Origin of the sequence: Shewanella sp. JNE2, from assembly GCF_023159115.1 — a bacterium.
Classification (GTDB): domain Bacteria; phylum Pseudomonadota; class Gammaproteobacteria; order Enterobacterales; family Shewanellaceae; genus Shewanella; species Shewanella putrefaciens.
On the sequence record NZ_CP096169.1, the window covers coordinates 2091608 to 2105587 of the forward strand.

The window sequence follows — 13980 nt, forward strand, 5'->3', positions numbered from 1 at the left end:
TCAGTTACCCAACACGAAGTTTTGTAGGGATCAGCGTGAAGCGACGTCAGCATCAGCATTTATTAGAGTCTTTAGTGCATTCAACTGCAAAACAGCAGGGGGATTTTGCTAAGACCGCAGAATTAGCGACAGAGTTGTTGTGTCAGAATTTAACGGTTTCTTCAGTTTCTGTATGGACGTTCTCTCCAGATCAACAAAGTCAATCTCTCGTAGCACAATTTGGCGCTATGATGTTGCAAGATATCCATAGACCTAAATTATTGCAGGCGTGCCCTCGTTATTTATATGAACTTAAAACCCGTCGTCATATTGATGCGGGTAACACGTTGATCGATCCGCGTCTGAGTGAACTATCCCAAGTGTATTTTAATCCTCGGCAAGTATTTTCCTGCCTTGATGTGGGAATTCGCATTAATGGACATCTTGAAGGTGTTCTCTGTATTGAACGAACCCAAGTTACACCCCATTGGCATGACAGTGAGATACATTTGGCTTGTCAGATGGCCGATCAGCTTGCATTAACCCTTGCCACAAAACACGCTTATGATAAAGAAGAGCGGCTAAGCCTATTTCGCAGTGCAACAGAACAATCCCAACAAATGAGTATGTTGATCAATTTGCATACTGAAAAAGTGGAATATGTGAATCAAGCACATGGTGAGATCACTGGGCTAACGCGTGAGCAAAGCATTGGTAGTCATTTGCGAGAGTTAACCTTCTTTAAGCAACATCCCCAACTCGCAGAGGAAACGCTTGCACAAATCTTTAGGGGAGAGCAGGCAAAAGGTGAAGTACAATTTCGCCGTGCAGATGGCAGTTATTATTGGCTTAAGTATGTGGTTAGCCAATTTATTACTGAACGAGGAAATCACTACGCCTTAGTGTCCGGTGAAGAAAGCACGGATGAGCATAATTACAAAATAGAACTAGAGCGGCTTGCTTGGCGTTGTAGTTTAACGGGATTACATAACCGCAGTCATTTTAACCGAGTGCTAGAGCGAACCAGTAAAGGGCTGCTCTTATTAGTTGATCTTGTCGGCTTTAAACGTTTTAACGATACCTATGGCCATGAACATGGTGATAGTTTATTAATCGAAATTGCGCGCCGTTTGAAACATTTCTCTGAGATCAATAAAGCCACGGAAATTGCCCGTGTAGGGAGTGATGAGTTTGTGGTGCTGTTGACGGATGATAATGCCGTCTATGATCTTGATTATTTCAGTACCCGTTTATATCAACATCTATCAGCGCCAATGTTAATCGGTCGAGAGCAAATAGAACCTAAACCTGCTTTAGCGGTGGTGGATATTGCCTCCGTTGCCAATTTATTTGCGCCACTTACCTGTGCTGATATTGCAGTGCAATACGCTAAGAAGAAAAAAGGTACTTCGATTCAAGTGTTTAATAGCACTTTGTTCAGCGCTTTTAAGGAAGATGCACAGATAGAGCGTGATTTACACAGTGCCATTCGTGGACGTCAATTTGAACTTTATTACCAACCGCTTAGGGATCTTGGATTACAAACCTATATCGGTGCCGAAGCGTTGATCCGTTGGCATCACCCCAAAAAAGGGGTTCTATATCCCGGTGCTTTTATTGATATTGCTGAGCAGTCAGGAATGATCAATGCGATTGGTAGTTGGGTACTGGAGGCCGCTTGTCGGCAACTCAATCTTTGGCAGCATCATAATGCCGATCTGACTATGCATGTAAACGTCTCTGCACGGCAGTTCTTTAGCGGTAATTTATACGAACAAGTATGGCAATTACTTACCCGTTATCGGTTAAAGCCTAAAACCTTAATCTTAGAAATTACTGAAACAGAGCTGATGGGGGATATCCGTCATGCCACGTTATTATGTCAAGAGTTAGCTGAATTAGGTGTTGGACTTGCTATTGATGATTTTGGGACGGGTTATAGCTCGATGCGTTACTTAAAGCAATTCCCCATTAGTAAGTTGAAAATTGACCGTTCCTTTATTTCCGATCTCACCATTAGTCGTGAAAGTCGTGAAATTGTTTCGGCGATTATCGCTATGGCGAATGCGTTGAATATTTCTTTAACGGCAGAAGGGGTCGAAACCATTGAACAAGAGGCCTTTTTGGCAAAAAGTTGCTGCCATCAGGCTCAGGGATATTTATACAGTCCTGCACTGAGAGAACCTGAATTTGCTCAATTTTTACTTTCAGCAAATCGTTCTTCTGTACTGACACATTGAATGTTGGTTCATTGGTAGCATAAATTAGGCAATAAATATCACCTCAATAAAAACAACAATCACATTATAGAGATTCTTAATGCCGACAAATTAGAGGGAATTCAAACAGCATTGCTTGAATTTTTTACCACTATGGCAAATACAAGGATCATTTCTACTCGGTAGTTTGGCAGCCATTTGTACTCCCTTTGTGTAATACCAACGGCTATCCTGACAAATAAATTCAGAATGTTCATAGATTGCATCGATTTCACCTTCAAGTTTATACCAAGCCTTGAAGGTGACTGTACCTTGTTTTAGTGCAGTTGAATTGACAAATTCTTCGCTCGCTATCAGATCTAGCCCAAGCCAGTGTGGGTGAGGGCCTAGATTAAGGTTGGCTAAGGTAAGGCCTCCAAGAAAGTCAGGGTGCTGGGTTTTGATTATGTAATCAAATTTTTTCAAGGCAAAAGCGCTGTAGCGAGAGCGCATGAGTTGCTCCGCTCTATGGGCGAAAGTGCTATCAAGGTGCAGTGGCTCGCAGCAGTCTCGATAGTATTTCCCCGTACCACATGGGCAGATATATTCTGGGCTCATTGTCATTACTTATAATAAATTATGTGGTAACCGATTAAGACTTGGGTACTTTTTTGTTGTTAGCAGGCAAAGGTGGAAATTGCCGGCCATAGTATAAATTCGGCACCGGTTTGGCATTGTGATAGAAACTCGGTTCTGCACGATTATTAGTATCTAGTGTTATTTGCCAAAGATCTTTTGCCACTTTTTGAGTACCGATTGCAAACTTGCCTGCAAATTCACTCACAGGTTCACCTGTTTCCTCAGCGGGGTAAAACCGCACTAGATAATAGCCAGTATCTATGGCGCTATTATCCACGATTTTGCGATTTAAAATACGAAAATCGACATCGATATGTGCTTTTTTAGCCCTGATTTTATCGAAAAACTTCTGATAAATACCCACAATATTTTCTCGGCCATAATAGATTTCTTTACTTTGGCTTTCAGAAAGATAGCTCGTATCTTCAGCATAAATCCCACGGGTAATTTCGGCGTCTAATGTGGTAAATGCTTGGATAAATTGCGGATAATTGGCGTTAATTAATCGATCTACAGATTCAATCGATTGGTTTTTATTTGGATTAGCCAAACTTAGGGGCGACAATAGGCATATCAGGGCTAGCAGCAAAAATCTCATTACATTATTCTAATCTGACAATCATGGCGCCACTATAATGGAGGCGCACTGTGAACTAAAGGTTTGAATGTTTACAAAGTGTGTTTCTGCACAATAAAAGTGCATTGAACTCAATATAGCGGGAGGTGCTTGCCATGCTCGAAGATGGAACAGCGCTGTTTTTTGAAGAAATGGTTGGGGTAGTGCCACTAAAAGGGGATAGACCTGTGGTTAATTTACAGCCAACAGGGCTAACTGCGGAGCAATTGCAACGGCGCGAAATATTACAGCGAGAGACCTATTTGGCCTGTATGCCTCTAGATTTAAGTCTTATTCCAGTTCTTGCCCCTGATGATGTTGTGGGATTTAAGCGAGAGGGAGTACAAGGTGCGGTGTTTAAGCGTTTACGCCTTGGACAATATCCGATAAAAATGGAACTTGATGTTCATGCTTATCGATTACATCAGGCGCGTAACGCTGTTCTGAATTATTTATTAGCGGCACAGAACCACGGTGAGCGTTGTGTCATGTTAATTCATGGGAAAGGACATCAAAGTAAGCCCTTCGCAGGTTTGCTGAAATCAGCCGTTTGCCATTGGTTATCTCAACTTGATATGGTTTTAGCCTATCACTCAGCCAAAACAGAGCAGGGAGGGACTGGAGCTTTATATGTCATGCTGACTAAATCGGAACAACTCAAACTAGAGAATCGAGAAGCGAATCGCAAAGGGATGGGATGGCGTTAATGAACGCTTTATTTTTCCCTTTGGTCAACATGCTCACTGCTGGCAGAGAAGAGTAAACACCTAAACTGACCTTATACCCATTAATCTGTTCATTGTGCTAAGAGTAATATGGGTAATCACCATATCTAAAGATATTGTTTAACATTGGGATTAATAAAATTTACGTGCTTTGATCTTATTAAGGCCAATGGGGGTATTTCATTATTTTTAGTTTGACATCCTCTTTGCCAATGTTTAATTTAAACGAGTGTTTTAAATTAATCCAAGGTCACGGAATGGCAAGTCGATCCGATACAAAAACTAGAATACTTGATGCCGCAGAAAAACTGTTCGCCGAAAGGGGCTTTTCTGAGACCTCCTTGCGACTTATTACCAGCAAAGCGGAAGTGAATCTTGCATCAGTCAATTATCATTTTGGTTCTAAAAAAGAACTGATCCGTGCTGTTTTGGCTCGATATTTAGATGTGTTTATGCCTGCAGCTTCAACAGAAATTAAACGCTTAGATGCCATACCTGCACAAGCGACTTTAGAAGAGATTTTATCGTCGCTGGTCGCGCCGCTGTTAGAGCTTAATCAGTTACGAACGGAAGGCACGACGATTTTTCTGCAGTTACTTGGGCGTGGCTATATCGAAAGTCAAGGGCACCTACGTTGGTTCATCACGACCCACTATGGTCAGCATTTAGATACCTTTGTGAGTGCTGTGTCAGCAAGTGCGCCACATATTCCTCCCGCAGAAATGTTTTGGCGCTTACACTTTACCCTAGGCACCATCGTATTCACTATGGCATCTGCTGATGCGTTAAATGATATTGCGAAAGCTGAATTTGGCGAGCATAACGATATCGAAGCGGTTATCCGTAAAGTGATCCCTTATATGGCGGCTGGTGTGTCAGTCCCTGTTTCACCTCAATAAAAGGTCTTGATTATGTTGACGATTATAATCCTTGCCCTGATAGCGATTGTCGTGCTGTTTGCGGTAAAAAATATCAGAATGCAATTTATTACTCGGCCAGTGTTTAGCTTTTTTAAAAAAGTATTACCGCCATTATCCGATACAGAACGTGAAGCAATGGAAGCGGGCGATGTCTGGTGGGAAGGTGAGTTATTTCGTGGTAACCCTAACTGGAATATCTTGCATAGCTATGGCAAGCCAACGCTGAGTGCGGAAGAAAAAGATTTTATCGATAATCAAGTGATGACAGCACTGACAATGATCGATGATTTCGACATAGTGCATAATCGTAAAGATTTACCGCCCGAGTTATGGGAATACTTTAAGAAAGAAGGTTTCTTTGCGCTGATCATTCCGAAAAAATTCGGTGGTAAAGCGTTTTCTGCCTATGCTAATTCGACCATTGTGAGCAAATTAGCCAGCCGTAGCGTGAGCGCAGCTGTAACTGTAATGGTGCCAAACTCTTTAGGTCCTGGAGAGTTGCTAACCCACTATGGTACGAACGAGCAGAAGGAACGTTGGTTACCTGCTTTAGCAAAAGGTGATGAAATTCCTTGTTTTGCATTAACCGGCCCTGAAGCAGGCAGTGATGCGGGCGCTATTCCTGATGTGGGTATTGTGTGTCGTGATACTTTTAACGGCGAGGAAATGCTTGGGCTTAAGCTCACATGGGATAAGCGTTATATCACGCTGGCACCAGTAGCCACCGTTTTGGGGTTAGCGTTTCAAATGCGTGATCCTGAAGGTTTGCTTGGCGATAAGAAAAATCTAGGCATTACCTGTGCGTTGATCCCAACAGATCATCCTGGTGTCGTTATAGGGCGTCGCCATAATCCGCTGGGCATGGCGTTTATGAACGGTACTACCCAAGGTAAAGACGTATTTATTCCATTAGACTGGATTATCGGTGGCCCTGATTTTGCGGGTAAAGGCTGGCGTATGCTGGTGGAGTGTTTATCGGCAGGCCGTGGTATCTCACTGCCAGCATTAGCCACAGCCTCGGGGCATATGGCGACAAAAACCACTACAGCTTACAGCTACGTGCGCCACCAGTTTGGTATGGCGATTGGCCAGTTTGAAGGGGTGCAAGAAGCGCTTGCACGTATTATTGCTAACACTTATCAATTAGAGGCGGCGAGGCGTTTAACGACTACGGGCATTGATCTTAAAGTTAAACCTTCAGTTGTGACTGCAATAGCTAAGTTCCATATGACTGAATTAGGCCGTTCTGTAATGAACGATGCCATGGATATTCAATCGGGCAAGGGCATTCAATTAGGACCTAAAAACTATTTAGGTCACCCTTATATGTCCAACCCAATTTCGATCACAGTGGAAGGCGCGAATATTCTAACTCGCTCATTGATGATTTTTGGTCAAGGTGCGACTCGTTGCCATCCTTACGTGCTTGCCGAAATGGAAGCCGCAGCGATGGAAAATCAACATGAAGCCTTAGAGCGTTTCGATTCACTCTTAATGGGACATATGGGCTATGCCACTCGCAATGCCTTTAGTGCTTTGGTTAATGCATTAACGGGGAGTGTCTTCGGTAATGCACCTGTCAGCGGTGAAACGAAGCAATATTATAAAGATATGTCGCGTATTTCATCGGCTTTAGCCTTAATGACGGATTTATCCATGTTGATCATGGGCGGTGATTTAAAGCGTAAAGAAATGCTTTCTGCACGTATGGGCGATGTGCTTAGCCAGTTATATTTAGGTTCAGCGACCTTGAAGTTATTTGAAGATAATGGTCGCCAGCAAGATGATTTGCCTGCGGTACGATATGTGATGGCCAATCGCTTGCACTTAGCGGCTAAAGCATTGGAAGATACGATTCGTAACTTCCCTAACCGTCCAGTGTCATGGCTACTTCGTGCTTTAATCTTTCCGCTTGGTAATCACTTCAATGCACCGAGCGATAAAATGGCAACGGAATTAGCCAGTGGTATGTTAAAGCCGGGTCCTGCACGTGAGCGTATTACTTTCCTATGCCCGGAATTTGAAGGGGATAAGGGCGGCATTGCTGAAGTTGAACAGGCATTTGTTGCGCAATATGCTTGTAAAGAGATTTACAAAAAGTTGAAAAAAGCACAGCGTGCAGGTGAGTTACCCGCAAAAGTGCCGAATCTAGTCTTGTTTGCAAAGGCGTTAGAAACCGGTGTTATTACCGCCGATGAAGAGCAAAAGTTGCAGCATGCTGATAAGTTGAGACTGGCGGCTATTCATGTGAATGACTTTGAAACCCTGTAAATATGGTAGGTCAGACAGTTTAATCGAGTTGCGCTGTTGCACTATTAATAAGCTGTTAGAGTTGTTCTCTTAAGTAGATTGTAGATATAAAAAACCACCTTCATTAGGCTGTCTCTTGATCACAAGTCCTGTTCAAGAGACAGAGCAAGTTCGTAACCCTCAAGGATTGCTTGCAATTTGAGCCATCCTTCCCAGAGCGTCTTTACTGATGCTCTTCCATTTCTTTTACTGTCTTTCCAACCACCAAGCCTTGCCAGGTGCTCATATGCCCATTTTGCAGTGGGTACTTCCTCTGGAGGTGGCGTCTTTATTCTTTTAAGCCAAAGTAACTTCCACGCTCTTGGTGACAAGATTTTCTCACTGCTAATGTCTTCGATTTGCTCATTGGCAAATTTCAATTGGAAGATCCTTACCGCTAAAAAGGCATAAATAGTCGCTAATCTATCTAAGTTATCTTTGCTCTGTACTCGAAGGTCTTCAACTCCGGTCCCTTCACTTTTCCAGACCTTATGATACTCCTCAATCAGCCAGCGCTTCTCGTAATAACCGATAATTTTTAAAGCATCTTCGGCACTGTTTACTGGCTCATTGGTCAGAATATGCCAATTGAGCGTCTTCTCTTCATCACCGACTTCGGAGCAACCCACATAGTTCAGAGAAATGGGGGAGCCTTTTTTGTTAGCCGGGGTTTTTAACGTTACTGCCGCATATTTAACATCCAGCGTGACTTCTCGAGCTTTACGACCGCCCCTTTGAGCTATCTGGATTTGGCGTTGTTTCACACTGTTAAGCTCTGATGCAAAATGATAAAGCTTATCTGAACCTTCTTCTATATGACGACTCATCATTGACCGCACAACAAAACGTTGTTGGTTCGCTATCTTGTAAAGGAGATAATCGTAGATGTCGGCTTCACGATCACAAACCGATATCACGTTAGCCATCGCGGTTCCTAGACGTGCAGCCATATTACGTGATGCACTTTCCCATTTATAACCTTCTTTTTCTTCGTAAGGTCGTTTTAAATTCTCACGGCGGATACCTCGAGTCTTGATGTCTCTGGTCCATCTGTGTTGTTCAATCAATCCAACAACGTCAAGAGTTTCAGGAGCAAACAACAAAATACTATGGGCAAGCAGACCTCGATAACGATTACCTTGGTTCACATGTCCTAAGTCCGCTCGAATAGAGCGATGCTTGTAGCTTAAGGTGGTTGTATCTTCAATAGCGAGAAGGAGGGGGTAACGGTGGGCTTGATTGACTGTCGCACGAAAACCGGCTTCAGCAATATCGTCTGCTGATACATTATCGTTTCGAATAAACCGGTAAGCGCCCTCCATACTTGCTGGTGAAGGTGACGATTTTACTACCGACTTACCGGGATGCTGAGCTAAGTCTGACGCCATTTTTACGAGCCTAGCCGTTCTTCTTGGGTCACCAAGTTTAGCATGACCAAATTGTTCTTCAGCCCAATCATTATTGCTTTTTATCATCTCAGGGAGCCTCAATTAAAGCCGTTAAAGATCTGATCGTGAGCCAAGAATTTAGTTCAAAAAAAATCCCTCATATCATATGAGGGACTTCTGTATAAAAGACAGCCTTCATTAGGTGGTTTTTTATTGGCTAATTTTCTAACACTGTTTTAGTGACGATAAGAAACTTAAGCAACAATCAACACCTTACAAGTGTTAGTGCCACCGATAGTTTCCATTGCATCGCCCTTGGTCATCAAAACTAAATCGCCGCTTTGTAAATAACCGGCGGTTGTCAGTGACTCTAAGGCTTTTTGTGCTAATAGATCGGCTGGATAGATAGTTGAATCAAAGTAAATCGGTAATACACCGCGATATAATGCCATCTTAGCGAGTGTTGTCGCATGGCGTGATAAACCAAGGATGGGCAGTGAAGAACTGATGCGCGACATCATCTGAGGTGTTGCACCCGATTCGGTTAAGGCGATAATCGCTTTAACACCTTCTAAATGGTTTGCCGCATACATAGTCGATAGGGCAATGGTCTCTTCCACAGAAGTAAAGCGTGCATCTAATCTATGCTTAGACACTTTAACACTTGGGTGAGACTCTGCACCGACACACACATTTGCCATCGCCTTAACGGTTTCTTCAGGAAAATCTCCCGCAGCGGTTTCGGCTGATAACATTACGGCATCAGTCCCGTCGAGCACTGCGTTTGCCACGTCCATTACTTCGGCGCGGGTTGGCATTGGGCTTGAAATCATCGACTCCATCATTTGTGTCGCTGTAATGACGATTTTGTTGAGTTGACGTGAACGGGCGATAAGTTTCTTTTGCACTGCAACGAGTGCAGCATCACCAATTTCAACGCCTAAGTCACCACGGGCAACCATAACAACATCAGACGCTAAGATCACATCATCCATCGCTTCATCAGTGGCAACGGCTTCTGCACGTTCAACTTTAGCAACAATCAGTGCATTACAACCTGCTTGACGGGCAAGATCGCGGGCGTAATCGAGATCAGCACCACTACGTGGGAAAGACACGGCTAAATAATCCACTTGGATCATTGCGGCCGTCAGAATGTCTGCTTTATCTTTTTCGGTCAGCGCCGCGGCAGATAAACCACCACCTTGCTTATTAATCCCCTTATTGTTTGATAAAGGACCCGCAACCGTCACTGTGGTGTGAACCTTACGGCCTTCAACACCTTCAACACGTAATTGAACACGGCCATCATCTAACATCAGGATATCGCCGACCGTCACGTCGTCTGGCAATTGCTTGTAATCGATACCGACTTGGGTCTCGTCACCTTCACCTTTAGCGAGCTCAGCATCTAAAACATAGGCTTGACCGAGTTTGAGCTGAACTTTCTTGTTGTCTTTGAAAGTAGAAACGCGGATTTTAGGTCCTTGTAAGTCACCAAGAATAGCAACATGAACACCTAATTCTTTTGCTATTTCACGAGCTTGAGTTGCTCGTTTGAGATGATCTTCGGGGGAGCCGTGGGAAAAGTTAAGACGTACAACATTTGCACCTGCCGCGATAATGCGACGTAGATTATCATCACGATCAGTGGCGGGGCCGAGTGTGGTGACGATTTTGGTTCTGCGGAACATAAGATACTCCGTTAAAGTTAAAAAATCTTGAGACTATATTACCATGCCATTCCAAATTATGTAGTAAAGTTACAAACAAATTGATCTAAAGTTATGTTTCAATTTTGTGAGGTATCGCTGAAAATTACACTAAAAATGGCTAGGCTGAACATTCGCACTAGCCATTTTTAGGATAGGAAGTGAATTACAGTATCGGATCTTTATTGATACGAGACTCTTTTAGCACTTCTTTAACGCGTTTTAGATTGTCACGGAAACGTGGTCCACGGCGTAATGTAAAACCGGTTGCCAATACATCTATAGTCACCAATTGGGCTAAACGCGAGGCCATGGGCAAATACATATCGGTATCTTCAGGGACTTCCATGGTTACGGGTAAGGTACATTCCATTGATAATGGCGAGTTACGCGCGGTAATCCCAATAACGGCGGCACCGTTTTCTCTTGCTAAACGCGCTATTTCAATCAATGACTTAGTACGGCCAGTGTGGGAAATCAATACCACTACATCGCCTTCATTACTGTTGATACAACTCATGCGTTGCATTAGAACATCGTCAAAACAGATGACAGGCACATTAAAGCGGAAGAATTTATTTTGCGCATCATGGGCAACTGAAGCGGATGCTCCTAGGCCAAAAAAGGAAATTGTCTTAGCTTGAGTCAGAATATCAACGGCTTTGTTTATCGCAGAAACATCTAAACTTTGCCTTGCAGTATCAAGCGAAGCCATTGAAGATTCGAATATTTTTGTTGTATATGACTCTGTGGAGTCATCTTCTTCAACGTGACGGCTAACATAAGGCGTGCCGTTCGCAAGACTTTGAGCCAGATGTAACTTAAAATCAGGGAAGCCTTTCGTATCTAAACGGCGACAGAAACGATTCACAGTAGGTTCACTGACATCTGCCATCTTAGCGAGTGTGGCGATGCTAGAATGTATAGCTGTTTGTGGTGATGCTAAGATCACTTCTGCTACTTTGCGTTCTGATTTACTGAAATGGGTGAGGCTTTTTTGAACCTTTTCTAGGGTATTCATACGCGTACGTCCGCTAAATTGAGAATGTAATTTTATTTATTTTTGTTTAGTGGCTTAGATCAAACCTGTTATTCCACTAATCGATGCTTTGTAGTAAGTTTTTAGTACAATTTTGAAATAAGATTTTACTACCTTCAGTAATTTAAGCACAAAAAGCATATCAGATTTGTGCCCAAGGTGCCTAGTTAGCCAGAATGTTAATATTGATAAAAATAGATGCATTTAATAAATTCTGTTGTTATATTACAACAAAATGTGGATTTCTTCAGCGACATGAAGAGACACGACATACAAAGGAGAGCGTAACGCAATGGGCAAAACAACATCAGGCGCCAAAGCTTGTGACTTCGTACTCTTTGGTACTAAAGGCGATTTGGCACGACGCAAGTTGTTACCTTCTTTATACCAGTTAGATAAGGCTGAATTACTCGATAAAGATACGAAAGTGATCGGTGTCGCGAAAGACGAGTTTAGTCAGGAAGAATTTAGAGAATTAGTCACGCTTGCGTTAAACACCTTTGTCAAAGAATCCCTTTGTGAAGAAACTCTCCAACGTTTTTTGTCACGCTGCCACTATATAGGCACCAATTTTACCGATTCTGCTGGATACAGCGCCTTCCATGATTTGCTCAAACCAGAAGAGCGAGTTATGGTCAGTTACTTTGCGACACCGCCAGCGATATTCGGCGATATTTGCCGTTGTCTGCATGAACAAGATCTTATCCACCCAGACTCTCGTGTGGTACTCGAAAAGCCAATCGGCTCAGATTTAGAATCTTCCCGCGTTATTAATGATCAAGTTTCCGCTTACTTCAAAGAACGTCAGGTTTACCGTATCGACCATTACCTAGGTAAAGAAACCGTACAGAACTTGATTGCACTGCGTTTTGCTAACTCTTTATTTGCCTCTAAGTGGGACAACCGTACGATTGACCACGTCCAGATCACTGTCGCAGAAGAAGTGGGCATCGAAGGCCGTTGGGGTTACTTCGACAAAGCGGGTCAGATGCGTGACATGATCCAAAACCATTTGCTGCAAGTGTTAACGCTCGTTGCCATGGACCCACCTGTTAACTTAGACGCTGACAGTATCCGTGATGAAAAAGTTAAAGTCCTTAAATCACTGCGTCCGATTAATTCAGACAATGTGTATGAAAATACCGTACGCGGTCAGTACAGCGCAGGCTTCTTAAAGGGCAGCCCCGTACCGGGTTATTTAGAAGAAGAAGGTGCCAATCTTCAATCACACACAGAAACCTTCGTGGCGATCCGAGTCGATATCGATAACTGGCGTTGGGCGGGCGTGCCTTTCTATTTACGCAGTGGCAAACGTATGCCGTTTAAGAGCTCTGAAATTGTGGTGTATTTCAAAAACCCACCCCATAACTTATATCGCTCAAGCTACCGTAATCTGCCACCGAACAAGTTAACCATTCGTCTACAGCCCCACGAAGGGGTTGAAATCCAGATGATGAACAAAGTGCCAGGTTTAGAGCAAAAACAACGTCTACAAACCACTAAACTCGATTTGAGTTTCTCCGATACCTTTAAAAATGAACGTATCGCCGATGCCTACGAGCGTCTATTACTTGAAGCTATGCTCGGCAACCAAGCGCTATTTGTTCGCCGTGACGAAGTCGAGCAGGCATGGACTTGGGTGGATGGCATTATCCAATCGTGGGAACAAAGCAACGAAAAACCAAAACCTTATCCTGCGGGTACTTGGGGTCCTGTTGCGTCAGTGGCTTTGATCACCAAAGATGGCCGTTCGTGGGATGAGTAGGAGACGTTGATGATTAAAGAAACCGTATTCAAATCATTCGACACACCAAGTGCGTTAGAGCAACAGCTTGCAAACAAAATTGCAAGTCAGCTACAGGAAGCCGTCGATGCCCGCGGAAAAGCGAGCTTAGTGGTTTCCGGTGGTTCAACGCCGCTTAAGTTATTTCAACTATTGAGTATGAAGTCCATCGATTGGAGTGATGTTTATATCACGCTTGCCGATGAGCGCTGGGTTGATGTGGAAGATCATGCATCAAATGAGCGTCTTGTGCGTGAACATTTGTTACAACATCGTGCAGCCAATGCTAAATTCCGCGGTTTAAAAAATATGTTTTCGACCGCAGAAGCGGGCGCCGATATGGCCGCCGAGTCCTTGTCTAATTTCCCACGTCCTTTTGATGTGGTGGTGTTAGGCATGGGGAATGATGGTCATACTTGTTCTTGGTTTCCCTGTAGTGCCGAACTTGAACATGCGCTCACAACCCAAGACCTGTGCGTGGCGACGAACCCCACCACAGCACCCCACGGCAGGATGACGCTCTCTAAGAATGCGATTCTGAACAGCAGACAAATTTATCTGCACTTGGTCGGGGAACAGAAATTATCCGTATATCGTCAAGCGTTAGAAAGTGATGATGTCCATGCTATGCCTATCAGAGCCGTATTAGCGCAGCGTAAAACGCCCGTTGATGTGTTCTGGAGCGCTTAAGG

General features: G+C 43.6%; 11 protein-coding genes. 6 read left to right on the forward strand and 5 right to left on the reverse strand.

Going from position 1 to position 13980, the window contains the following annotated elements:
- The first annotated feature begins 35 nt into the window (after positions 1-35).
- A complete protein-coding gene (locus tag MZ182_RS09430; RefSeq protein WP_248069819.1) occupies positions 36-2219 on the forward strand; it encodes an EAL domain-containing protein in 2184 nt (727 codons plus the stop codon).
- Between the two features lie 90 nt (positions 2220-2309).
- On the opposite strand, the gene MZ182_RS09435 is transcribed toward MZ182_RS09430, so the two are convergent.
- On the reverse strand, positions 2310-2795 hold the full coding sequence (locus MZ182_RS09435; RefSeq protein WP_248069817.1) for a YchJ family protein: 486 nt from the start codon (positions 2793-2795) through the stop codon (positions 2310-2312).
- Positions 2796-2829: 34 nt separating this feature from the next.
- Complete coding sequence (locus MZ182_RS09440; RefSeq protein WP_248069815.1) at positions 2830-3414, reverse strand: nuclear transport factor 2 family protein; 585 nt, start codon at positions 3412-3414, stop codon at positions 2830-2832.
- Positions 3415-3548: 134 nt separating this feature from the next.
- Here MZ182_RS09440 and smrA point away from each other — a divergent pair, with 134 nt between their 5' ends.
- From smrA to MZ182_RS09455, 3 genes are all read left to right on the forward strand, one after another.
- A complete protein-coding gene (smrA, locus tag MZ182_RS09445; RefSeq protein WP_011789445.1) occupies positions 3549-4139 on the forward strand; it encodes a DNA endonuclease SmrA in 591 nt (196 codons plus the stop codon).
- Between the two features lie 275 nt (positions 4140-4414).
- Positions 4415-5056: a TetR/AcrR family transcriptional regulator gene (locus MZ182_RS09450; protein WP_011789444.1), complete on the forward strand. Its 642-nt coding sequence runs from the start codon at positions 4415-4417 to the stop codon at positions 5054-5056.
- A gap of 12 nt (positions 5057-5068) precedes the next feature.
- Entirely contained in the window at positions 5069-7348 is a 2280-nt protein-coding gene (locus MZ182_RS09455; protein WP_061782839.1) for an acyl-CoA dehydrogenase, read from the forward strand.
- 119 nt (positions 7349-7467) lie between these two features.
- Here the strand turns inward: MZ182_RS09455 and MZ182_RS09460 are convergent, their stop codons facing one another.
- The 3 genes from MZ182_RS09460 to MZ182_RS09470 all read right to left on the reverse strand — a co-directional run bounded on the left by MZ182_RS09460 (position 7468) and on the right by MZ182_RS09470 (position 11487).
- Positions 7468-8841: an IS4-like element ISSpu9 family transposase gene (locus MZ182_RS09460; RefSeq protein ID WP_014610643.1), complete on the reverse strand. Its 1374-nt coding sequence runs from the start codon at positions 8839-8841 to the stop codon at positions 7468-7470.
- A 167-nt stretch (positions 8842-9008) separates the two neighbouring features.
- Entirely contained in the window at positions 9009-10448 is a 1440-nt protein-coding gene (gene pyk / locus MZ182_RS09465; RefSeq protein WP_011789442.1) for a pyruvate kinase, read from the reverse strand.
- A gap of 184 nt (positions 10449-10632) precedes the next feature.
- A complete protein-coding gene (locus MZ182_RS09470; RefSeq protein WP_011789441.1) occupies positions 10633-11487 on the reverse strand; it encodes a MurR/RpiR family transcriptional regulator in 855 nt (284 codons plus the stop codon).
- Between the two features lie 310 nt (positions 11488-11797).
- On the opposite strand from MZ182_RS09470, the gene zwf reads away from it, so the two are divergent.
- Positions 11798-13270, forward strand: coding sequence for a glucose-6-phosphate dehydrogenase (gene zwf, locus MZ182_RS09475; RefSeq protein ID WP_011789440.1), 1473 nt, complete (start codon positions 11798-11800; stop codon positions 13268-13270).
- A 9-nt stretch (positions 13271-13279) separates the two neighbouring features.
- Positions 13280-13978 (forward strand): 6-phosphogluconolactonase, encoded by a 699-nt coding sequence (pgl, locus tag MZ182_RS09480; protein ID WP_248069531.1) that lies wholly within the window; start codon positions 13280-13282, stop codon positions 13976-13978.
- Positions 13979-13980 lie beyond the last annotated feature (2 nt).